The sequence below is a fragment of the Planomicrobium okeanokoites genome (genome assembly GCF_003428875.1).
GTDB lineage: Bacteria > Bacillota > Bacilli > Bacillales_A > Planococcaceae > Planococcus > Planococcus okeanokoites.
In genome coordinates, this window is sequence record NZ_QQRS01000013.1 from 1 (window position 1) to 25372 (window position 25372).

The 25372-nt window shown below is 45.9% G+C and carries 11 protein-coding genes; 2 read left to right on the plus strand and 9 right to left on the minus strand.

Annotated features, from left to right (window positions below; genetic code table 11):
* Window positions 1-91: 91 nt before the first annotated feature.
* The 3 genes from D2910_RS15490 to D2910_RS15500 all read right to left on the minus strand — a co-directional run bounded on the left by D2910_RS15490 (window position 92) and on the right by D2910_RS15500 (window position 7456).
* The gene (locus D2910_RS15490; RefSeq protein WP_117314114.1) at window positions 92-1111 is read right to left on the minus strand and encodes an acyltransferase; all 1020 of its coding nucleotides are present in this window, start codon (window positions 1109-1111) and stop codon (window positions 92-94) included.
* Between the two features lie 122 nt (window positions 1112-1233).
* Entirely contained in the window at window positions 1234-2619 is a 1386-nt protein-coding gene (locus D2910_RS15495; RefSeq protein ID WP_165850196.1) for a S1C family serine protease, read from the minus strand.
* Window positions 2620-3184: 565 nt separating this feature from the next.
* On the minus strand, window positions 3185-7456 hold the full coding sequence (locus D2910_RS15500) for a S8 family serine peptidase (RefSeq protein WP_377280284.1): 4272 nt from the start codon (window positions 7454-7456) through the stop codon (window positions 3185-3187).
* A gap of 2041 nt (window positions 7457-9497) precedes the next feature.
* Here D2910_RS15500 and D2910_RS15505 point away from each other — a divergent pair.
* The gene (locus tag D2910_RS15505; RefSeq protein WP_165850197.1) at window positions 9498-11378 is read left to right on the plus strand and encodes an LTA synthase family protein; all 1881 of its coding nucleotides are present in this window, start codon (window positions 9498-9500) and stop codon (window positions 11376-11378) included.
* Between the two features lie 478 nt (window positions 11379-11856).
* On the opposite strand, the gene D2910_RS15510 is transcribed toward D2910_RS15505, so the two are convergent.
* Together D2910_RS15510 and D2910_RS15515 are read right to left on the minus strand one after the other, a co-directional pair.
* Window positions 11857-15393, minus strand: a complete 3537-nt coding sequence (locus D2910_RS15510) for a DUF6359 domain-containing protein (protein ID WP_165850198.1) — start codon at window positions 15391-15393, stop codon at window positions 11857-11859.
* Window positions 15394-15531: 138 nt separating this feature from the next.
* Window positions 15532-17724, minus strand: a complete 2193-nt coding sequence (locus D2910_RS15515) for a 5'-nucleotidase C-terminal domain-containing protein (RefSeq protein ID WP_117314118.1) — start codon at window positions 17722-17724, stop codon at window positions 15532-15534.
* Window positions 17725-18084: 360 nt separating this feature from the next.
* On the opposite strand from D2910_RS15515, the gene D2910_RS15520 reads away from it, so the two are divergent.
* Complete coding sequence (locus D2910_RS15520; protein ID WP_117314119.1) at window positions 18085-19248, plus strand: acyltransferase; 1164 nt, start codon at window positions 18085-18087, stop codon at window positions 19246-19248.
* Between the two features lie 270 nt (window positions 19249-19518).
* Here the strand turns inward: D2910_RS15520 and csaB are convergent, their stop codons facing one another.
* From csaB to D2910_RS15540, 4 genes are all read right to left on the minus strand, one after another.
* Window positions 19519-20655 (minus strand): polysaccharide pyruvyl transferase CsaB, encoded by a 1137-nt coding sequence (gene csaB, locus D2910_RS15525; protein WP_117314120.1) that lies wholly within the window; start codon window positions 20653-20655, stop codon window positions 19519-19521.
* Window positions 20652-22520, minus strand: coding sequence for a DUF5693 family protein (locus D2910_RS15530; protein WP_117314121.1), 1869 nt, complete (start codon window positions 22518-22520; stop codon window positions 20652-20654). The genes csaB and D2910_RS15530 overlap by 4 nt, the downstream gene beginning before the upstream one ends.
* 525 nt (window positions 22521-23045) lie before the next feature.
* On the minus strand, window positions 23046-24599 hold the full coding sequence (locus D2910_RS15535; protein ID WP_117314122.1) for a putative polysaccharide biosynthesis protein: 1554 nt from the start codon (window positions 24597-24599) through the stop codon (window positions 23046-23048).
* Window positions 24596-25333 (minus strand): WecB/TagA/CpsF family glycosyltransferase, encoded by a 738-nt coding sequence (locus D2910_RS15540; RefSeq protein WP_117314123.1) that lies wholly within the window; start codon window positions 25331-25333, stop codon window positions 24596-24598. The genes D2910_RS15535 and D2910_RS15540 overlap by 4 nt, the downstream gene beginning before the upstream one ends.
* Window positions 25334-25372: the final 39 nt, after the last annotated feature.

Consider the following 25372-nt stretch of genomic DNA (forward strand, 5'->3'; position numbering starts at 1 on the left):
TCCGTCTTTTAAAAGATAAGAACTCACGGAAAAACCTCTTTGAAAATGATTAAAAACTATTGACTAATCGTAAGAAAACACACCACCCCTCTCAAGGAATGATGTGCTTCGCGCCAGGCACTTTCTTGAGTGTCCAGACGATCAGGAATGAGATTGTAAAGATCAGCACCCAGACGACTGGCACGCCCACTATCGGATTCACCATGGTTTCATTGATGCCAAAGAATTTATTGAGATAGAACTGCACTAATGGGTGGATCACGTAGATGCCGAGGGTGGCGAGGCTCAGCTGGGTGATGAGCGGGTTCGGCTTGATGCGCGGCCCGAGATGCTGGAATAAGGCGAATACGAAGATGCTGATAACGATTTGGGTCGGGCGGTAATGTTCGTAATAGAATTCATCGAGTTCGCCGTTTTTGACGGTCAGGTTATGCGTGCCGTAGACGGTCGCCAGGTAGGCGATGAATGACAGGCCGAGCAGCGGCCAGATCGCTTTTTTCGGGAGCGGATAGCGCACGAGATAAGCCCCTAACAGGAAGTAGCCGATATAAGGCTGGAACAGGCCGGCGACGAGGGCCGGTTCAAAGCCGTACATTTTCTGCACGAATGGCAGGATGCCGGAGAAAAAGAACCAGATGCCGAGAAAATAGAGAAAGGTTTTCTGGTCCATGTTCTTGACGAGTATTTTCAGGAACGGCGCCATGATGTAGAGGCCGATGATGACGTACATGAACCATAAATGGTAGTAGACATCGTCTGTCAGAAACAGCACGACCATTTCCCACGCCGTGAACGATTCACCTTGCTCAAATACTTTATAGGCGATGTAGACGCCGCTCCAGAACAGGAGCGGGATGATGACTTTGGTCAGCCGCCGTTTGAGGAATTCGCCGATGGGATCTTCCCGTTTCAGGTTGAGCAGCAGCGCGCCGCTCAGCATGAAGAAGACCGGCACACACCAGCGCAGGGCCGAATCGATCCAGTTGGCGAGCTGCCATTCCCATTCGCTGGCGTCGCCGGTATTGATGATTTTAGAAACCACGTGGACGCCGACTACCGTGAAAATCGCCAGCACCCGCAGCCAGTCCATATAATCGTAACGTTTTGCCATAGTGGACTCCTTCAATGTGATTAAAATTTTTATTCGAGTTTATTGCAATATTCCCTCAGCAATAAAACCTGAAACTCCGCATAAAAAGAAGCGCCGGAAGGCATTGAGCCCCGGCGCTGGTTTTATTGTTCCTGATTGTTGATCGCTGAGATCTGGTAATCGCCGAAACGGTCGATGACGATGGTGTAGATGACCGCGTGGCTGATGGAGACGAGTTTATCGTCTTCCTGGTCGTGGAACGTGAAAGTCGCGTTGGCCGTGATGTAGGCTTCTTTTTCACCAATTTCAACATCCGTGATGATCGGCTCAACCGCCTGGAACACACGCTGCTCGCCCTTCAACCCTTCAACCATTTCGGTGCCGGCCATTTCGCCTTGGCTGCCTGGCAGCAGGAAGAATTGATAGAACGTGACTTCGTCGTCGTTGAGTGAATATGGAACCAGTTCATAGAAATCCGAGATGAATCCGCGCAGTGCTTCTTCTTCAAAGCTGACATCCGGAACTTCCGGCTGCCACGCATCGCTGTCGGCCGGCAGCGGATTTGCCGCCCATTCCTGCAACTGGTCGTTGACTGTGTAAATCGGAATCGAGTAGCCGATATCCGGATTGTCAGTCAAAACGATCGAGTTGATGCCGAGGATCTTGCCGGTTTCCGCTGAAATCAATGGTCCACCGCTCGATCCCTGTTTGATCTTCGCAGTCATTTCATATAGATCGTCGTATTTATAGCCATCGAAGAAGTCCATCCCTGTAGCGGTGATTTCGCCTTCTGTCGATGTATTATTGATGTTTTCCGGACTGCCGAGCGCGAACACTTTCGTTCCCGCCGATACCGGTGACATTTCCATTTCCATCGGCGCTTTGCCTGCAATTTCCGGCACGCGGATCAAAGCGATGTCCGCCGTTCTGGAAAAGCCGATGACCTGGCCATTGAATTCCTGGCCGTTGCTGTTTTTAACGGTTACGTATTGTGAGTCTTTGACGACATGCGCATTGGTAAGGATGTCGCCTTTATTGTTGAATAAAAATCCTGATCCCTGATCAAGATCGGTGTATAACGTGTAAACGTACGATTTGGCATTAGCGATCATCGATGAAAGGTCGGGCTCCGGAACCACTACCATACTGTCGTCCGGCTGCTCCACTTCTTCCACTGTTTCGTTCTTGATCGCGTCGCTGCTTTCTTCTGTATCCGGGGCTTCTTCTTCCACTTCTGCTGTTTCTTCATCTTGTTCGGTCTGGTCCGTGACTGTGCCCGGTTCGATTGTCTCCGGTTCTTCTTCTTCTTCTTTATCTATCGCGACACTGACGCCGCCTCCACCTTGGTATTCACGCTCTGAGAAAGAGGTCTTTTCCAGTGATTCTGTTGCCTGCTGCTCTTCCGGACCGGCGATCATCAAGTAGACGCCTGCGCCGACTGCCGCCAAAAACAGAATTGTGACCAGCGTAATCAGCCAGTTCTTTTTCTTGGGTGTATTATTATTTCTATTGTCCATTCGTCTGTTCAATAAAATCAGCTCACTTTTTTTGATTCATTGCATCACTGCTCATTATATAGACGGATGAACCCTATGTATAGTTTCATTAAGATTGCAGAAATATTACCATTCTTACCTTTGACAGATATTATAGTATAGAAAGCCTATCACCTCTCTTTAGTCATTTCGCTCTAGCCGGACGCTTTCCGCAGGGAGCGGCCTAAGCCTCCTCATCCGCTGCGCTCCTTGCGGGGTCTCAGGACTCGCTCTAGGTCCTGCAGGAGTCGCCGGCTGACGCTGCATTTAAGCTATTCGAGAAATTTATATATCTGCCTTCTCAATTGAACAAAACTAAAATGTACCATCCTATTACAGAAAGCAATCTGAGATATGAAGCAAAACTGCTGAGACTCCCAGGCGACCAAGCGAAGTGCTGAGATCCACTCGGGCGAAGTGGAACGAGCACGAGTTAGCTCAGCGCAAGCAGCCAGGAAAGCGAAGCAGTTTTGCGTAATATAGTTTAAAACATTTCTAAACACATCTAAACATAAGAAAAAAGCCGAGAGCATCCGCTCCCGGCTTTCCTCATTTTATTCTATTCCAGTTCCCCGTACATCAACTCAAGAGCACGGTAAACAACTACTGCTGTTTCGCCGCGTTTGATGTCATCTTTCGGAGCAAAGACGTTGTTGTTGCGTCCTGTCATCAAGCCAAGTGCGTAAGCTTGTGAAACTGCTTCTTTTGCATAAGATGAAACTTTGCTTTGATCTGCATATTTGTGCGAAAGATCAAGGCCTTCAAGAAGTGAAGCATCTTCGTATTCAACTGCGCGGATTACCATAACCGCAGTGTCCTGGCGAGAGATGTCAGTGTTCGGTTTGAACGTGCCATCCGGGTTGCCAAGTACGATTCCAGCGCGTGCAGCCGCTTCGATGTATTGTGCAGCCCAATGTTTAGCTGATACATCTGTGAATGTTCCTTCGTAGTCCTCAACCGGAAGGTCAAGTGTACGAACTAGAAGCGTTGCATACTCAGCGCGAGTAAGGTCTGCTTCTGGAGCGAATAGGTCAGCTGTTTTACCTTGGATGATGCCAAGTGTTGCAAGAGCTTCAATTTGTTCTTGAGCCCAGTGTCCTTGGATATCAGCAAATGTTACAACTTCCGCTTCGCCTTTGAAGATTGAGAATTCAGCTGCTGCTTCGTTTCCAGCTACATCGACTACTGTTACGACATAGTCGTTTTGGCCTTCATCAAGAACAGGCACAGTGAATGTGATGTCTTTGTCGAACGCATACATGCCGTATGGCTCTGTGATTACTTTACGGAATACTTCAGAACCGTCAACATAAACTGCGATTTCGTCGAAGTTATCTTGTACGTTTACTGTTACTTCCGCTTCTTCTGTTGCAAGGTCTACAGATTCAGGAGCTTCTGTAACTTCAACTGTTGGAGCTGTTGTATCAACCAGAACCTGGCGTTGGATTTCCATTTCGTTGTTGAACTCATCAACCGCTTTGACTTTGATCGGGTGAACGCCATCTGCCAAAGTGATTGTGTGTTCGAAGTTCACGCCATCGAATGTGTCAACTTCTTCACCGTTTACTGTTACAGAGACAACGTTTGAAGCGTCTTCAACTGTACCAGCAACTGTTACTTCATTCGAATCAAGGTATTCCATAACTTCAGGTGTTTCGATGAAGATTACTGGATGTGTTGATTCTTCAGCTGTAACACGCAATTCAACTTCAGTTGCGTTGCCTGCTACATCGTAGAATACAGCAACCAATTCATCTGTTTTCTTAACATCTGCAGTTACTGCAAATTGAGTTGTTGAAGGAGCCAATGACTCATCTTCATCTTCAGTTGTTGCATCTTCAGTGATTTCTTCGCCGTTCAAGTAAACTTCCCAGCGGTCTGCGCCAGTGTTGTCAGTGAACGATGAAACTTCAACTGTTTTCGTTGCAGCATTGTAAGTTGCTGCTGCTTCAGGAGCTACCGTATCCACCGTGATCGGGAATTCGATTGACTGCCATTCAGCATCAGGGAAATCAATTACAGCGCGAAGCTGGATTTGATAGTCGCCGTCTGCAACCACTTTACCGCGGGCTTTACCGTCCCAAGCGAAATCAGGGTTGTATGTGTACGAAGCTGTACCATCATAATGCTTAACGAGGTTGTCAGCTGTACGGATCGTGCGGATTACTGTACCCGCTTCGTTCAGGATATTCACTTCGAATTCCTTCGCGTTACGGATTAATGAATAAACAGGGATTACTGAGTCAACCGATCCGTCACCGTTTGGTGAGAATGCGAATTTCTCTGGGTCATAACCATCAAGGTGTGTTCCGCCGTTAAGGATGTTGCCATCGCCATCAGCAAGAAGAGTCATACCGTAATAAGTCATAACTTCGTCCCATGCAAAGTAGTCAAAGATTCTTGCATCGTCCCACTCGCCGTTAAAGCCGAAGTAAGGAACTACTAGAGAAGTATTGCCAGTGATTTCTTCATTTACGTCAGTCAAAGTGACAAAGCCGTCAACGAAGAATCCGTTTTTGAAGTATGCGTCAAGTTCAGCGCTGACATCAGAGATATCAACAGTTACCGGGATTTCAACAGAACCGTTAGCAGGAACTGTTACAGTTTCCGGAGCTGCAATTGAAGCATCTTCCGTAATTACAAGTGAACCGTAATCGTTTGGAATTGTTACGAAGTAATCGCCAGCGTTAACTGGAGTATCAACTTGTACTGCTACGTCAACCACGTATTCAGCTGCTTCATCAGAGAAGTTCTCTGCTGTCAATGTGAATGTGTATTGATCGTTCGCGATTTCTTTCAAAGCAACCTTCGCTTCGCCAGTCGCTTTATTCGTTACCATTACATCAGTTGAAAGTGCATCGTGCAATTGCATCAGACCAGCACCTTGACGGCGTGGAGATACGAATTCACCTTCAGCAAGTTCAACAGGGTTAGCTGTGTTCATCATCAAGTTTTTCGCGAATTGAACGCGGTCAGCGCCTGACAATCCGAATTCTGCGTCAACTCGTTGGTAAACAAGTGCAGTACCGCCGGCTACGTGTGGAGCCGCCATAGACGTTCCGCTCATCAAGCCGTACTCATCGTTGTTCAATGTAGAGAAGATGTTTCCGCCCGGAGCAGTGATTTCAGGTTTGAAATCAAGGTTCGGAGTTGGACCCCATGAAGTGAAATCACTCATAAGACCTGCGTTCGGGTTTGGTGTTTCAACATTATCGCCTTCGAACGATACAGTAACATTGTTTCCTGCATCGATTTCCGCTTTCATCGCCAATCCATCAGCCTGCAATGTAGACATGTATGGAATTTTGATAGCCGCGTCAGAAGCCATGTTGATCGTGCCAGTTGTGTTGTTGTATACGATAACACCAGCAGCGCCAGCCGCTTGTGCATTCAAGCCTTTTTCAACGAAAGCAATTTCGCCGCGTGAAATAAGAGCGAATTTACCAGTGAAATCTTTTCCTTCAAAATCAGCCGGGTTACCGAAGCCTGCGAACTCAACTTCATACGAAGCGTTCGGCAATTCGATCGGGTCAGCGTCATTTGCAAGAAGGTACATTACTTGTCCAGCTTCTTCACCATTTACATGGTAATTAAAGCCGTAGCCAGTAACGATCGTGTTTTCGAATGATGCTACACCGAATGAATCTTCAGATACACTTGGTGCGCCAGTCAAACCGTAATCCTGGTTCTCTGCGTACGGATACCAAGTACCAGATCCGAACATATCAGAGTTACCAGCAGAGATTGCTACAAGGATTCCGTTTTCAGTTGAACGTTCAACTGCCATTTGTTCAGGGTTAGTTGAATCAACATAGCCAGCAGTGGATCCCAGAGACATATTGATGACATCTGCGCCAAGTTTGATGGAATCATCAATTGCTTTAACATAGATATCGCCGTAAGTTGAAGCAAAGTTCGGGTCGTTGCCGAAAACTTTCAAAGCCAATAATTGTGTTTCAGGAGCTACACCTTTAAGGCCAGGGTTTTCAGCATCCTCATCACCATTAGCGCCTACTGTACCGGCAACGTGCATACCGTGCATAGAAGCATCTGGTCCAAGGTCAAGGATCTGGTTGTTATTGTCCATGTAGTTCCAACCGAATGGAACTTTTGCAGTGAAGTATTCACCGTGTTCAATAGAACCGTCAGCAAGCAATGCCTGCACTTCGTCTTTCGTGATGTCTCCAGTAGAGTCATCAGTCAAAACCATGTCTTTGTGGGAAGGATCGATACCAGTGTCGATGACACCAACAACCATTCCTTCACCTTTGTAGCCGTAATCGCCCCAAGCTTGCTGCGCTTGAACCAATTCTTTAGAGTATTTCATTTCAGGCTGTACAGAAGGACGTGTGTATTCAGTCGCTTCGTATACTTTCTTAACGCCTGCAGTGTTCGCGATTTTTTCAACTTGTCCAGCTGCTACATTAGCAGAGAAACCGTTGAAAACAGTCGTGAAGTTTTCAAGATATGTAACGCTTGGCGCAGCCATTTTCACAGCCGACTGGACAGACGCCTGATCAGATTCTACAGCCGCTTCCAGACTTGCTTTTTCTGACTCAGGAAGATCTTTGTAAAGAACTCCTTTTTGAGTCGCCGTTTCGATTGTTGGAGCTTTTTCAAGTTCCACAATCACACGGACTGTTTTGGATGGATCTTCCGGGTTCACGAATTTTTCCGGTACTTTGACAGCTGGTTTTTCAGCATTCAAAGTCGGAAGGTCCGATACGGACTTGGTCGTCGCCGCGGATACGCCGGTCAAACCGAAGACAGCAGAGCTGAGCGTCATCATTACGACTAACATCGTAACTAACGCTGTTTTAAACTTCTTCAATGTTTTTCCCCCTTTTATTGGTTTAGAATTGTGCAATTATTCCTAATTGCATAACACTATTAATTTACCATAAATTTTCAATATTGCAAACGTATTCTTAATATTTTTTTGAATATTTGGCGATTTTGTTGTGAAATTGGGTTTAGGGATGGGTGGTGGTACGGGGTATTTGGAGTTGCAAGAAATTTAGGATGGTAGGTGATAATTGGAAACTCTTTTGAAGGTATTGAGTGGATTTTCGTTTTTCCTAGTGTAAAGCAATTGTATAAGAAGTTCTTAATAATTGATATTCCGCAAAACAGCTTCGCTTTCCTGGCTGCTTGCACTGAGCTAACTCGTGCTCGTTCCACTTCGCCCGAGTGGATCTCAGCACTTCGCCTAGTCGCCTGGGAGTCTCAGCTGTTTTGCTCCATATCTCAGATAGTTCAGTAATAAGATAAGTGTGGAGTGACGCAGTTCGAAATTTGCGTCGCTCTTTTTTGGTGGATGGTTTCAGGAGAGGGATTGGGATAGGTGGCTAGTGGGTTGAATTTGTTAGATGAAGGTTTGGTGACGTATGAACGGGAGATGGTGTCGTATAGATAGTTTTTGTTGTCCTATAGATGTGAGTTGGTGTCGTATAGCGAGTTTTACTTAACGTGACGATTTTTGATGCGGGTTTTTCCGAAAGAAAAGTGCATAGAGATGGAAAGCAGTCCGCTGCTGGAGGACTGCCCAGTGGGCGGCGGTTGCCGCCCGTTCTTGACTAATAGTTGGTTGACTCGCATGGTCTAGTTCTATCTTATGGTTTTGGCTGAGTGTCTTATGATTTAGCATTTCTATCTTTCAGTTTTCGAGTTTTATCTTACGGCTTTCCGTTTTCATCTCACGAACGCACCTCTCCTCCGTCTCTCACCCAAGAGAAAAGTGCATTCATATGGAAAGCAGTCCGCCTGCGGACTGCCCAGTGGGCGGCCGTTGCCGCCCGATCTATTCATGAAGTGGTTTAACTCTCATAGGTGGAGTTCTATCTTATGATTTTGGGCGTCTATCTTATAATTTCACATTTCTATCTTACGGTTTTCGAGTTTTATCTTACGGTTTTCGGTTTTCATCTCACGAACGCACCTCTCCTCCGGCTCTCACCCAAGAGAAAAGTGCATTCATATGGAAAGCAGTCCGCCTGCGGACTGCCCAGTGGGCGGCAAGTGCCGCCCGATCCATTCTTGAAGTGGGTTAATTCTTATAGGTGAAGTTCTATCTTATGACTTTGGCCCGCTATCTTATGATTTCGCATTTCTATCTTACGTTTTTCGAGTTCTATCTTACGGTTTTCGATTTCCATCTCACGAACGCATCTCTCCTCCGGCTCTCATCCAAGAGAAAAGTGCATTCATATGGAAAGCAGTCCGCCCGCGGACTGCCCAGTGGGCGGCAACCGCCGCCCGATCCAATCATGAAGTGGGTTTACTCTCATAGGTGGAGTTCTATCTTATGATTTTGGCCCGCTATCTTATGTTTTAGCATTTCTTTCTTTCGGTTTTCGAATTCTATCTTACAGTTTTCGGTTTTCATCTCACGAACACATCTCTCCTCCGCCTCTCACCATAAGAAAAGTGCATTCATATGGAAAGCAGTCCGCCCGCGGACTGACCAGTGGGCGGCACTCGCCGCCCGATCCATTCATGAAGTGGGTTTACTCTCATAGGTGGAGTTCTATCTTATGATTTTGGGCGTCTATCTTATGATTTAGCATTTCTATCTTACGGTTTTCGGTTCTCATCTCACGAATGCACCTCTCCTCCGCCTCTCACCCAAGAGAACTTAACATTTATAAGGAAAGCTATCCCATAACCACGCCACACCCCAAATTTCTCTTCTATATAAATAGATACTTCCCCACCTTAAAACTCTCTTCATAATCAAACTCCCCGAAACTGAAAATATTTCCCGGGAAATAAGATGCCAACTAAATCTTCACCCCATCTTTACCTTGACTTTACATATTATTTACAGAAGAATATAAATAGATAAAAATAATGAGATTCCTAGGTGGGTAATGATGAAAAAAGAGCATATTACAAAGTTTTTGACGAGTCACTTGTTTATTGTCACGGCAATTCTGATATTGAAAATCATCTTCCTTCGCTACCTGCTGTTCGGCGAGGCGGATATTACGCGGGCGCTCGTGCTCGAGTTGAGTTATATTCTTATTTTCACCACGCTGATTGAGCTGATTGCCGGCAAGTGGAAGCCCGGCGCTTTTCTTTTGCTTAATCTGATTTTCTCGACACTGTTTCTGGCGGTTGTCATGTACCATGCGTTCTTTGGCCGTATCGTTACATATTTCGCGCTGTTCCAATTGGGGCAGGTCGGCACAATCAACGAAAGTGTAAGCGCGCTGATCAAGCCGATTTATTTCCTGTTCTTCGCGGAGATTGTGGTGCTGATCATTCTCTTGCTGGTCCGCAAGTATCCGATTGGCAATTATTCGCTGAACAAGAAATTCCTTGTGCTTCCACTTCTTTTATTAGCGGTTATCGTTTCATTCGTTAATTTCCAGGCGCATAAAGATGAAGCCATTTCGAATAATGTGCTGGCGGCGCAGGAAAAAGGCATTTTGAATTATGAGGCGCTGGAGATTTATCTTGGGCCTGAGGGGCAGACGGCAATCGAGACGGATATATCGGTCGAGAATTCCGCTGAGTTGATGGAAGAAGTCCGCAGCCTGAAGGGCTTGGAATACATCCCGCCGAAAGAGCGGAAGTTTTTCGGCGCCGCTGAAGGCCGCAACCTGATTGTGATTCAAGTCGAATCGATGCAGAGTTTCCCGATTGGGCTTGAACTGGACGGCAAAGAAGTTACGCCGAACTTCAACAAATTGATAGAAGACAGTTTCTATTTCCCGAATACCGCGCAGCAAACGGGACCGGGCAACACGTCCGACGCTGAATTCATCGTCAATACGTCGCTTTATCCGACCGCTTTCAATCCGACTTCCCAGACGTTCGCCGACCGGGCGTTTCCGAGTCTGCCTCGCCTGCTGAAAGGCGAAGGTTATACGACTTCGACATTCCACGCCGACGATATCAGTTTCTGGAACCGCAACGAATTGTATCCGGCGCTCGGCATCGAGAAATATTATTACGGTGAATTTTTCGGCAATGAAGATGTGATCGGCATCGGGCCATCCGATGAAGTCATGTTCAACAAGGCGATGCCGGTTCTGCGGGAATCGCATATGAAGAACGAGCCATTTTATGCTCAGCTTATCGGCTTGACTAGCCATCACCCATTCCACTTGCCGAAAGAGCATCAGGAATACGAACTTCCTGAAGAGTTCGAAGGCTCATTGACTGGCGAGTATCTGGTTTCCATCAATTATATGGACCGCGTCATCAATGATTTTATTGAACAATTGAAAAAAGAAGGCATTTATGAGAACTCGGTCATTGCGATCTACGGGGACCATTTCGGTCTCCAGCAAAGCGCCATTGAACAGCGCGATGTGGATCTGGTAACTGAACTTCTCGGCAATGAATACCAGACTATCGACCGCCTGAAGGTTCCGTTCATCCTTCATGCACCGGGCATCACCGATGAAGGCGAGACTTTCGAACAGCAGATTGGCCAGCTTGATATGATGCCGACCATCGCCAACTTGTTGGGCTTGCCGCTCGATGATATGGTCATTTTCGGGCAGGATGTACTGAACCATCAGGAAACGCTTCTCGGCGCGCGTTATTACCTGCCGGTCGGCTCATTCTGGAATGAAGAAATCCTTTTCATCCCGGAAAAAGGCTTTGAAGACGGAACGGCGTATGATCTCGAAACCGAAGAAGTCATTCCTGATTTCGAACAATACCGTGAAGATTACGACCGCGTGCTGCATCTTGAATACTTGTCGGATGCGTATATGAAGACGTTGCCTGTAAGAGATTGATGTGAAAACCCGCTCCCCGCCTAGTTTGGCTGGAAGCGGGTTTTTGCTTTATGTGACGTAACGTCATAGTTTCTCACTTGCTATACACACCATGCTAATTAAAGGTGCCCTCTCTGCTTATCTAGGTTTTCTTGTCGGTTTTTCGCTTTTCGCCTGCGAAAAGCATCCATCTAAGCGGTTTTTTTATAGAAGGAAACTTATGAAGGGTGTTGTTTTGCCTAGCAATTAAAGAATATCAGGCAGATCCGCGATTGAGGCATGCCTCTTTTGGCAGATATCGGCGCTCAGGAGAATATATCGGCGCTCAAGAATTTATATCGGCGTTCAAAAGTTTATATCGGCGCTCAAGGAAATATATCGGCGTTCGCTCAATTTGTCTTCATTCTCCCCCCTCAGATCGTATAAGAACCTAAAATAACCCATAAAAAAGCGAGGCCCCCATCTCCCGGGAGCCTCGCTTTTTATTTAGCTTATATTATTACTTAGATGCGTATGGCAGGAACAGCGAGAACATTTTCGCTGCTTCTTGGCGTGATGTTGAACGGAACGGGTTGAATTTGCCGTTGTATCCTTCAACGATTTTTTTGTCGTGCAGCAATGTGATTGCCAGTTTCTCATCGTTAGTCAGGTTCTTGATGTCGCTGTACGGAGCCAGTTTGGCAATTCTGTAATCGCCATTGACTTTCGTATAGACGCGGTCAAGCAGCAACGCGAAGTGGGCGCGTGAGATATACTCGTTCGGCTTGAATTCAGTTGCTGTTTTACCTGTGATCAATCCTGCAGCGTATGCAGCATTGATTTCGTTTTGACGATCCTGATGAAGTCTTGAGATATCCGTGAATGGAGATTTTGGTGCGTTAGCAGTATCCATTTCAAGGATGCGAGTCAAGATTGTAACTGCCTGGTAGCGAGTCAGGCTGCTCTCCGGCGAATACAAAGTTTCCGACGTACCGTTTACAATTCCTCTGTCGAACAGGTCTTTGATGTAAACGTATGACCAGTCCGTCACTTTAACATCAGTGAACGGCATTTCTTTAACTGGTACTTCAGGAGTGAAATCAACTTGGATCAATAACGGATCATGGTCGGATGCACGGCCGTGCTCTTCCATGAACATCGCATTGATGTGCAGCATATCGATTTCTGTCTGATCAGCGATGTTGTTTGTTACAAGCGCATGATCAAGAACCTGCGAGTTGCCTTGGTAGTAATAAGAATAACGGTCTTCCAACGGCACATCTTCGACTTTATTTGTCAGAATATCGCCTTTCAATGCTGCAAGAGCCGGTGTGAATTCGAAATCGTTCATGTCGCCATTAACGATGACTTTCAAATCCGGATCCTGTTTCTGGCCTTCTGCAATAAAGTTATTGATCATTTTCGCCAATTCGATGCGCTCTGCTTCCGACTTAAGGAATGGAGGCTGATTCTGTCCGAATAAAGGCTGGTCGCCGCCTTTCGAGTTCAAGTGAGCTGCGATGACAACGAATTTCTCACCTTGGAATTCAAACTGAGCGGCAAGCGGTTTGCGTGTGCCCGGCTGATTTTCAGGTTCAATACGTCCTGGGTTCAACGCCAATTCGCCTTCCACCCACGTGTTCGCTTCATTGAATGCACCTTTGGTACCTTCAGCAAGTGTTACACGCTCAGGGTTGTAAAGGAATCCAACGCGGATGTTGCCGTCCGGCTGTCCGCCGTCTTTATTGTTTTCTGGTGCAATGTCTGTCCATTTATAAGTCGGTCCACCTGCAGCTTCGATTGCTGCAATCAGACGCTCATAGCTCTGTGAGGCATCCGTATTGCCTGAAGCAATCGGACCATCGTTGTCCTGAACTTCCACTAATGAAACTACATCTGGAGAGTTCAAGTTTTCTACAAACGATTCACCAAGACGAGCTGCTTTTTCGTTTGAAGTGTGAGCTGGATCAGCTGAGAAGTTTTCCATGTTATATGCAGCAACTGTCAATTTATCTTCAGCAGCCGTAATCCATGTTTCTTCAGGAACTGTGTCTCCAATTACGAATGCCGGAAGATTTTCTTCCTTAGTCCAAAGTTTGTAATTACCGAAACCAAAGCCCATAACACCAGTGATTGTGCCGTTGAAAGAATCGCCCGCTTTTGCGACGAAGTTTTCATTGTCAAAATCTACGATGATGCGTTCCGGATTGTAATCATTTTCAGAAATCAGAATTCCGCCTTGCTTGTTGAAAACTGTGTTTGGAGAATTTCCAGCGACTACAACCACTTCGCCGTATTTCTGTGGCCCAACAACTTTCGCGTTCGGCACTGCCAGATGCATCAATTCAAGGGATTCCCAGAAATCAATTCCATCTTCAGCCGGGTCGAATGAAGTCAAACCATCATTGTCGATGATTTGGGATGGCGGCATCACGTCTTCACCAATTACGATCGGTGCAGGCAAGTCAGCTGTGCCACCTTTTACTACCTCAGTCGCACGGATGCGTGTGATCGGCATATCATTGTCGCGCATATCCGAATAGCCTTCCTGGAAATGCTCTTCAACCGTACCAGCAACAGTGACAAGATCACCAACAACTACTCCATTTGAAGACATGTTGACCATGATTGCTTCAGAAGTCGTCAGATCTTCATCCGGATTGATATCCTGGATGACAAAGTTTGAAGAGTTGTACGTGTGTGTTACTACGCCAACGATTTCGTTGACAACAACACCTTCATAATCCGAATAATGGCCATCGCCTTGGATGTCGCGGATTTTCAGGTCAGCAGTTTTCAATACTGTGTATTCAAATGAAAACACATCAGATGTTTCAGTTCCTACAGCGATCGCTTTGATCGTTGTATCAGCTGTAAGCGTGATTGGAGCAGTGTATTCTGTGCTTGAAGCTGTCGGCATGCTGCCGTCAACTGTGTAATAGATTTTTGCAGATTCCCAGCCGGACTGAAGTGCGATTTCTGTGCCTTCAGAAACGATTCCTGGGAAAGTCGTTGTGTAAACTTCAGGTTTGTTCACAAGGTCAAAACTATCAAGACCCAATGTTTTCACCTGGAAAGCATCGTAATATTTTGAAGCGATCCCTGTTACGTTGATCAGGTCGCCCTCTTTGTACTGTTGCGTAAAACGTTCGAACGTCAGGCCATTGCGGTTGTCGTTGCGGACAACGACAGCGTTGCCGTCTGCATCAGTTGCAGTAAATTCGAAAGTTCCGTAATCATTTACAGATTCCAAACCTGTGATTGTAACATTATTCATTTCGATTAATTCGCCTTGCGCGTCCATATCGACACCTGCAGGCGTGATTGATTGAACAGCCGGCAATGCGTTTCCAGAAGACACGACTTCAATCGTATTCGGCTGCAATTGCAATTCGCCGTTATACTCGGAAACCGAACCTGTCAGACTGACGATATCGCCAGGCGCTACGTCAGCGTTGCTTGTGTAAACGTAAAGTCCGGCAGTTTCGTCTTGGACGTAGAAAGCTTTGCCGCCCCAGAATCCTGTTCCTGTCGTAACTGTCGCTTCCACTTGGATCAATTCACCGACAGAATTGCGTGCTTCCAATACAGAATTGACGACAGTCGCTTCTGGTGGGGCTTCGCCCTCGGAAAGGATTTCAAAAGCAGTTGGTGATTTAAGGCCTGGTGTTGAAAAATATGCAGTCAATGTTCCTGTAATAGTAACTTCGCCTTTGAACATATGTGGGTTATCCACTAAGTTCAATGCTTTTCTTGTGTCAGAACCTGAAGTTAACTGGACCGGAATAATTTTAGCCGGATCTGTTTCATCAGCAGAATCTGCTAGCCCAAGATTACTTGGCGCTGTAAAAGGTGCTTCCTGATCGTAGTTTGTGCCTGAAATTGCTACGCCAACAATAAACCCTTTAACTGTTGCAGTACCACTGTTATTCGCGATTGCTTCAGCAACCGAAATAGTTGTTGTTTCAGCACTTGCCTGCGTCGCCGCATATGGCAGAACCGCGGAAATAACTAATAGAAAACTTAAGAATAATTTACCAAAAGAACTTTTCGTCAATGAATTCCACTCCTCAATAGTTGGGACAGATAAAAACATTTAACTAATAACTAACAAAAAAGTAATAAAATGCTGTAAAGCCAGTAAAAGGCAGCCTCTCCTTATCGAAGAGGCTGCTATTCACTTGATTTGATTAGATTATTGAGCTGTGTAAGGCATGAACAATGAGAACATCTTAGCCGCTTCAGCGCGAGTCGCGTTTTTGCTTGGCATGAAGTTGCCATTGTAGCCAGTTGCAATGCTGTGGTAGTAAAGCATTGTAACAGCTTCCTGCTCTTCAGCAGTCAATTTAGCTGTGTCTTTGTACGGAGCATTTTCATCATATTCGAAATCACCATTGATGTTTTCGAATACACGGTTGATCAACAATGCGAAATGCTTACGTGAGATGTTAGCATTCGGGTTGAATTTCGTTGCACTTGCACCTTGGATCAATCCTGCTGCATAAGCTGCATGGATTTCATCCTGGCGAACTTGCGGCAAGTGTGAGATATCAGTGAACGGTGAATCTTCAATAACCATTTCTTCGTCGATCAATCCTGGAATACGCGTCAGGATTGTAACAGCCTGCCAGCGAGTCAGGTTCTGGTCTGGAGAGAATGTATCCAATTCAGTTCCGTTCATGATTCCGCGGTAGTACAAATCTTTAACGTATGGGTATTCCCAGTCTTTCATGTTGATATCTTTGAATGGAATTGTCGGGTTGATGCGGTTTTCAAGCATCGGTGAGATGACTTCCAATTCAGAGATATAGTCGATGAACATTTCATAGTCGATTGTTCCAGGCTCACTTACACGCCCGTCAGCATACACGTCAGCGAATACTTTATAGCCGTCACCGCCAGCAGCAGTGAATGTGTTTGTCGCAACTTTATAACGTGTTGTGTTTTCGATCTTCGTGCGTACACCGTCTTCAGAAATCAAGTTTGCTGAAGTTACACGGCTGCCTACTGGCTGAGATGGATCAAACGAGAATTCCATTCCAGCTACGTGAAGGAACCCGCCGCTTTCTTTCGGGAATTCTTTTACGCTGTGTTCAAGTGCAGTTTTAAGCTCTGCACCAGTCAAGTCCATGATTGCCAAAGAGTTACCGAATGGCATAACTGTCAATACTTCACCGATCGTGATTTCACCCACATCGATTGAAGAACGGATACCGCCGCCATTTTGCAAAGCGATTACAGTATCAGGATCGATTTGTTTCGCTGCATTCAGCATACCGTCAGTGATGACGTTCCCAAGGTTTGTTTCAGAAGTACGGACTCCGCCTTCATTGCGTCCACCGTTAAGGAATACTTCAGTGTAAGCGCCAGCTGATTCGTTTTTCACTTCGTCAACTTCCGCTTTAAAAGGTGCAAGCAATGCTGCCGCTTCAGTGTCAACTGCCGCGTCAGAAACTTTGTGCAATGTTACAGGGTGTGTTTCACCTACAGTTGATGTGATGACACCTTCAGCGTTGAAAGTTACGTCAAGTTGACCAAGGTTGCTGTTGTATTGGCCAGTCTGTACGATGACAACCGGCTCGCCGTTGTTATCAATAACTTGGCCTTCAGTTAATGCTGTATGTGTGTGGCCGCCAACGATTACGTCGATGCCAGCAACGCCTTCAGCCAACAAACGGTCGTTGTCGAATTGTGCAGAATCGTTATAGCCGATGTGTGTCAAAGCAATAATTTTGTTTACGCCTTCCGCTTCAAAAGCAGCAACCGCTTCTTCTGCAGCAGCAAGGTAATTAGTGAATTCAATTGCATCCGGGCTGGAGATTTGCGCTGTTTCTTCAGTCGTCAAACCAAAGATACCAACTTTTTCGCCGTTGATTGTTTTGATGATGCCATCGTAGATTTCGCCCTTGCCGAAATCAGCTGTGTAAACATTCTTTTGTAAATCAGTGAACAACGGATCGCCAGAAAAATCAACGTTTGATGATACGAACGGGAATTCAGCGTTTGTTACGAAATCAGCCAATGACTGATGTCCAAATTCACTGCTTCCAAGGTCAAACTCGTGGTTACCGAAAGTCATTGCATCGTAACCCATATAATTCATAAGTTCCAAGTCAGCCATACCTTCAAACAAGTTGAAGTACAGGCTTCCAGAGAAAACGTCACCAGCGTCAAGCAACAGGCTATTCGGGTTTGCGGCACGAAGCTGTTTGACGAGCGTCGCACGTTTTGGAGCGTTCTCCAAGTTTGCATGCGTGTCATTCGTGTGCATGATCGTTAAATTGAAATCCCCTTCAGCTGCTTCTGCAGCCAGCGGCGCTTGCAAGCCTACCATACTCACTGTCATTGCAGCGGCAATTGAGGCTTTAAACATCTTATTACCTTTCATTCGGCACCATCCTTTGGTTTATTGGTTAGACTGCTTTTTCATTTTATGGGAATAAATTATGTAATCTTATGCTGTGGGTGATCTTTTGTTCCCATTTGTGAAAGCGCAATCATACGTTTTAAGTTTAGCATGGATGGAATATTTCAACAATATATTATTCGGAAAATTAACAAATTAACAAAGCTTTTACAAACCAAAGTCCCATCAGAGTCCTTCTACCCACGAACTCCTGGTTCGCAATTCCTTATTTCAGTAAAGTAAACTGCGTTATTGTTCGTGTTTTGTAAATTCTGCAGGCTGAGGGTTTAACTCTTGGCGAGTTAGTATATATGATAGTAGAAGAAAGTAAGGTGAATTTCATTGAACATCAACAGAAAACATTTGGATGAGATTCAATTTGCACGCGCAATCGCCATTTTCGCCGTGCTTGCCGTCCATGCATCCTCAACCGGAGTCGGCTTTACCGAACATTCATCTCCGGCATTCAGCATTTATACATTTTTCAATTACGCAGGAAAGCTCGGTACGCCGACCTTCATTTTCCTGAGCAGCTTCATCTTGTTCTATACGTATTACCCCCGCAAACTGACGCTGGATCTGTTCAAGAAGTTCTATAAAAAACGCATGCTTTATATCCTGGTCCCTTATCTTGTCTTTTCAATTTTCTATTTCGGAATTGCGAGTTATATGAACACGACCGTCGGCGTCCCTTTTGTGCCCGCCGAAGCTTTGCCGAATTTCCTGAAAGATTTCTTTACGGGTGATGCGTATTTCCATCTGTATTTTGTCTTCGTCAGCGTGCAATTGTATCTCATGTTCCCGCTGATCCTTTATCTATTCCAAAAATCAGCATTCATCCGGCGCTTCGCCATCCCGATCGGTATCGTGATCCAGTGGACATGGGTCTTCGCCAATTCGGAAATCTTCCAGGTGGCCAATAAAGGATCAGTCTCGCTGTCGTATTTCATGTTTTATTTCTTCGGAGCATTCCTGGGCGTCTATTACGAAAAAATCACTGCCTGGATACTCAATTGGCGTAAGAGCTGGCCGGGGCTTGCTGCGGTATTTGCCGCTTACCTGTCAATGGTCGCCTTATATGTCAGCATCAATTACCTGACACTGACCAGCCAGGCCAGCTTCCACAGCAAGCTGCACGAATTCGCCTGGAGCACGCACGCGTTCACGGCTGCGGCAACGCTGTTCATCCTGGTGCATCTGATGCGATTCTGGAACATGCCGCGCATCAAAAACTTCCTGACGGAAATCGGAACAGTGTCTTTCGGATTCTACCTGATCCATCCCTTGTTCCTGCTCATACTCAGACAGATGCTCCCAAGCGGCGACGGCATGCTGTTCCATGCGTGGCAGTTAGCCACTATGGTCATCACCTTCTTCGGCAGCTGGTTCATCGTCCGCTTCTTCTTCGACTTCGTCCCGCACAGCTGGATCGTCTTCGGGAAGGGCAATAAAATATTCGGTCAGGTGAAGACGGGTAAGGTGTATAACAATAACAAAGGTTATTAATGTGTTAAGCGGCTGATAAGCAGCACAGAAATTTCTTCCATAAATTTCCTCCTGGCAGTATTTTCCGTCTGCGGATAGTATTTTCCGTCTGCGGACAGTATTTTCATTCTCCGGACAGTATTTTGGCTGTTCCGGACAGTATATCCAAATAATTGGAAATTAACACTTCTCTAAATTAAATAAATACCAGAAATAAAGCGAATTGAACCCTTAAATCCACCTATATTAAAAAACCGGCAGACGATGCACGCATCGTCTGCCGGTTTTCGTTTATCTGTTTTTCGTTTTCGGTGAAGCTACAATGTATTCGCGCTGTTTCTCAACTTTAGCGCCTGTCAGCAAAAAATCGATTACTTGTTTTGCCGTGTCATTCGCTTTTTGCTGCAGCGGGATGACGCTTTCTTCAAGTTTCTTGATTTCCTTCGGGTAATTCGCAAGGATCTCTTCGATGGAAGACACGATGTCATCCGCGCTCCAATCGTCTGAGCTGACATTGCCGAGCACTTTCTGGTCAACAATTTCCGCGAACGAATCAATCTTCGGATCGTATGACAACGCCACAAATGGCGTATTGCCGACGCTTGCGAAAATTAATGCATGCAGGCGCATGCCCAACAGGACATCCGACTCTTTGACTGCTGCCATTTTTTCTTCTATTGAACTGTCGTACGGGAAGATTTCAACTTTATTCGTCATCATGCCCGCGACATTCTTGGATGTGTCATGATCATACTTGCCGTGCATCGGAACCATCAAGATTTCATGTCCATTGTCAGCGAGCTGATCGAGCCCCGCCGCCACCTTATTCAAATAGGACAAATCTTCAGTCCAGTTGCGTATGGAAACGGAAATCACGCGTTTATTCGAATCAGTACCGGTCGTCAAACCGCTTGAGAAGCCGGTCGCATCAATGCCCATGACCGGATCTGGTACCAACTGGATCGGTTTTGAAACGCCGATCGACTGAAGAAAGCTTTTCGAATGCTTATCGCGCACCGTGATCATTTCCGAACGCTGCAGCACATGTTTCATGATTTGGCGGTTGATCTTACTCTTAACAGGACCCATCCCCTGCGCATAGATGAACACGGGTTTCTTCAGAAACTGGGCGATTTTCATGACGCCCGAGTAATAAGAGATGCTCTTCATGCCGGTCTCATCCTGCAGCAGGCTGCCGCCTCCGCTGATCAGGCAATCCGATTCTTTCAACGCTTTCCTGACTTCATTGATATTCCATCTATTCACTGCATCGACCTTATAGGAAGCTGCTGTTTTTTCAGGGTTATTGGACAGGACTGTGAGATTCACTCCTGGATGATACTCTTTCAATGACTGGATGATGGCAAAAAGGATAGCTTCGTCCCCTACATTGTCAAAGCCGTAATATCCGGATAAAACGATTCTCATCTCTGCCACCTCCTGTTCAGCTCTGTGATAATTTTTTGACTTGCCCATCTATACAAGAATACCAGAATCAGCCCGATTAACAAGCCCAAAACTACGCTGTATCCTGTACGCAATAAAGAAATGGACAGTGGAATATGGAAATGCGTGAATGTATTGACCATCGACAGGAAGCCGATGACGGCTGGGATCAGTAAATAATAGCTGATGGTTTTGTACTTTTTAGCCATTTCCAATGCCAGCAAGAAAATCGGCAAGCCAATCAGAAACTCTTTGGTCCGTGGGCGCACATATAAAACCTCTTCCAGGAACATGCGGAATTGCAATTCATATGGAAGTACTGAGCCTTCATTGCCGGTCCGGCCAAGATAGAATACCACAATAACCCCTACCAGTCCGATGACGATCAAATGGCCAAAAGTGACATTCGCTTTTATGAATTTCTCCATATTCCCCCACAACGCATACAGCACAAGAAAAGCGATTGGAAGGAAATAAACCAATTTAACACCTTTGAAGGCATCTATTCCGAGAATAAAAGCATTTCCGTTCAATAGTACGACAATCAGCCATATGCCGATTAATGTTATGCCCACTGCCTTGAAATAAGAAGAAATAAGGTAATATTTTGATTCTGTATCTTTTTTCAAAAGTACGGCGAAAACTGGTGTCGTTACAGCCAAACCGAGTGCAAATGCTTTAAGGATCAGCGTCATGTCTGTAACCAGATAAGCAAGTGCCAACAGTGTCAGTCCGCCAATTGCAGCATAGGTAAGTTTGCGGTTACCGAAAACAGTTTGGGCAGCCCAGGCAAGAAATGCGATGGAACCAATCAGTCCCACGGCAATCTGCCATAAAGGCACACCGATTTCCTCATATAATTTAGATTGTCCGCGCTGGAATGACGCCGGCAATTGCTTCTCAATTTCTTTATTCAATTCCTCAAAGGCAAGTTCTGCATCTGCATATTCACTAATATTTGCATTGACGAAAAATGCACGGATATTCCGCTCTTTTGCACCTCTTGTAAATTTATCGGCAATATCAAAAGCATTATCTGCAGTCAGTGACTGGCTGTGCAAACGGACAACATCCATATCCATCGTATAGGCAGCTGTCTCAAAACCTTTCAGGTCTGCAAACTCCACATTGAATATCGAATAGCCTGCATCAGCGAGGCGTGTACTGAATTCCTTCAGTCTTTCCGGTTCAGTACTGAAAGGTGCCGCTGTTCCTGAGAACAGGACTTTTTCAATTCCAGGCTGTTTCAACTCAAGCAATTCTTCAGCCATTCTCTCAGTATCTTCGATGTTTTTCGAATCAGCCATTCTTGGCACCAGATCCATTCCGGAATCCAATACGGCATCTACGACATTCAAATCATATCCGACTGGAATCTCCAAAATATCATCTGGCGGCCCCGGTACAAATGTGTAGTCGACACCTTCAACAGTAATTTGTCTGGTTTCTTCAAATACATTCCTGGTTAAATCATCAAAAGAAGAGTCTCCATAAGAATGGATGAAAACTCCTTGTTTATCAAAAGGATGCCTTAATGGTTCCATCTGATTGAATATCAGCAATTCACTCATCCGGGGAACACTGATGACTGTAAGTTCCCCTTTTTGTTGAAGGCTGCGTAAAGTATCAGGCTCCATGCTGATCGTATCGATGCCATAGTCCTGCAATTGGCTCAAAATACGTTCCTGGTCCAATTCCGGATCTTTGATCATCCATTCCATTATATATTTATAAGGCACGATTGTTTCGACTGTCTTGTTCGATTCCTCCACCTGTACACGGTTATATATAGAAGGAATCGTTAAAATCATCGCGGCCAGGATTATTCCGATTAACACTTTCTGCACTTGCCTACACACCCTTACAATTACTTTGAATTCTTACGTCCAGTGGCGATGCTGTTGGGATGTAAATATAAATAATATTAATTAACTTTATATATTCGATATTCCGCAAAACAGCTTCGAAGACATTAGCCGAAGCATGCGAGGCTAAGTCTTTGCGACGAAGCAGCGCAGCGATGCAGGAGCACGTTTTTACCCTGTTCCTCTGGGAGTCTTCGCTGTTTTGCTCCATATCTTTAGAGATTTCTCTCAGCAAAGGCGCGGTTCAGGAGCAGGCGAATGCCGATGGAGCATAAAACGAGTGCTCTTCTCGGCTTATTGCGGGAGCTAAGGTGCGCCATGAACTTGCGGCGCCTCCTTTGCGACGAGCAGTGCGCAGGAGCATAATCTTCGCACTGCCCATAGCGCCGAAGCGATTTATAAACAATGTTTTATTGATTAAACTTAAATATATTTACTAACTTCCTTCTATTATATAAGCAAATGCCCATGTAAATCGTCGCTTTGCGAAAAATTAACATAACTGTATTATTTAAAGATTTTATTTACCAAAGGCAATCCGCTCAATAATTCCTTGTCGACTGCTTTTCCGGCAAACAGCAATACGGCGTAAACTACCGCGCCGAATGCGATTGCAGCAATCAGGTAAAGCAGTGCGAATCCTCGTGAAGCCGCTTCGAAATCCATAAACAGCGTCGGAATCCCGATTACCGCTCCCATCACCAGCGAAGCGAACAGGATGACAATCGTTCTTTTATTGAAGGAAACGAACTTCACATGCTTTTGGATAAAGTACAGATTAGCCACAAACAGCAGCAAATACACAAGAGCTGTCGAAATCGCCGCTCCGTCGAGACCGAGCAGATTAACAAAAATGATATTAAGTATCACTTTCACCCCTACTCCCGCAACAATGACCCATGCGGCAAGACGCGCTTTATCGATTCCCTGCAAAACACCCGTGCTGAGGATCGTCAATGACGTGAACAGCGAGCTGAGTGAAATGATGGCCAGCACACTGCTGCCCGCGAGGTCCGTAAAGAGGCCAAGGTTGATCGGATAAGTCAGCGCAAACAGGCCGATTGCTGCCGGCACTGACAGCAGATAGGTCAGGAAAAAGGTCTTTTCGATGACTTTCTGCGTGCCGAGGCGGTCGTTTTGCGCCAGTTTCGCCGAGATATTCGGAATCAGCGGCAGTATGACGGAGCTTGCGAAAACCGTGACGATCTGCACGAGCGCCAGGCCGCGGCCGTAGATTCCATACAGATAATTGACGTTTTCCGATGTATTTTCATAAGCCTTCAAGGCACCTGGAATCGTGATGGAATCCACAAGATTCAATAATGCCATGGTGATGGCTCCGAAAGCAATCGGTATGGATATGAAAAGGATGCGTTTTGCGGTCCTTTTAAAATGGCTGAAGTTATAAGGAATCGATTTTTTGACGCGCACTTCCGAACGCGAATAAAGAACACGGAGATAGATCAATGAAGCCAGTGCCCCGAAGATGGAGCCGATCATGATTCCGCCTGCCACTTCACTGTCCGAATATAGGTTCTGGACGAGATAGGCAGCCACCAGAAGAATCAGGCCGACCCGTATGAATTGTTCTATCACCTGCGAAACGGCAGTCGGGGTCATCCTTTCATGCCCTTGGAAATAACCGCGATACACCGCCATATATGGCGCAATCAATAATGTTGCGGAAACGATGATCAATGCGGGGCGTGTAGAACTTCCGCCCAGGATTTCGGCGATCTGGTAAGAGAACAGATACAGCAGCAAAAAACTGCCGATGCCGAACAAGGCCGCAAGGATTCCGGAAGTCATGAAGATATCTTTGACTTCCTGTTCATCACCGCGCGCCCTCGATTCCGCGATCAATTTCGAAATGGCGATCGGGATGCCGGCAACTGACAGGATCAAAGCCACCATATAGACCGGGTAGACTAAAGTAAAAATTCCGAGCACCTCGTCCCCCGCTATGTTCTGCAGCGGGATGCGGAAGAGGCTGCCCAGAATCTTCGACAGCAATGCAGCTGCCGACAGGATGATGGTGCTTTTGAGTAATGTATTCTTCATCGTTTGTTCAAGGCTTTCTTTTGGATGACCGTCAAGGCGAATTTCGGCAATACCAGCATGCGTCTCCAGCGCGAAGGCTGTTTGACCAAACGGTAGAACCATTCCAGATTGAGTTTCACCCAGGCATCCGGTGCCCGTTTGACATTTCCGGAGAACACATCAAAGCTCCCACCGATGCCGATGAAAACGCCTTGGTTGAATTGGCCGATATGGCCGCCGATCCAGTTTTCCTGTCTCGGAAAACCGAGCGCCACGAAAACAAGGTCCGGCTTGGAGTCTTTGATCATCTGCGGCAGCACTGGATCTTTCCAGTCGAAAAAGCCGTTTTGTGCTCCAGCAATCTGGATGCCCGGATAATCGGATTTCACTTTCGCCAATGTTTCCTGCAGCACATGGTCCGCCGCTCCCAGGAAGAAAATGCGGTAATGCTTGTCATTCGCCACTTGCAGCAAATCCAACATCATATCGAATCCGCTGACACGTTCCGGCAATGGCTGTCCGACCAGTTGGGCCGCTTTGACTATGCCAATGCCGTCCGCTGTAATGAAATCGGCTTTTTCGAGTGTCTTTTTATAAACCGGATCATTCAATGAGGCCATGACGATTTCAGGATTGGCAGTGACAACGAACGTCTTTTCTTTCTTTTCTATTCTATTTTGCAGAGTCTGGATGAATGCAGCTCTCGTCGTGTTAATAAACGGTACGTCCAATATTTTTACGAATTGTGGGGTCATATGTATTCTCCTTATAATGAGGCAAAATATCTCATCATA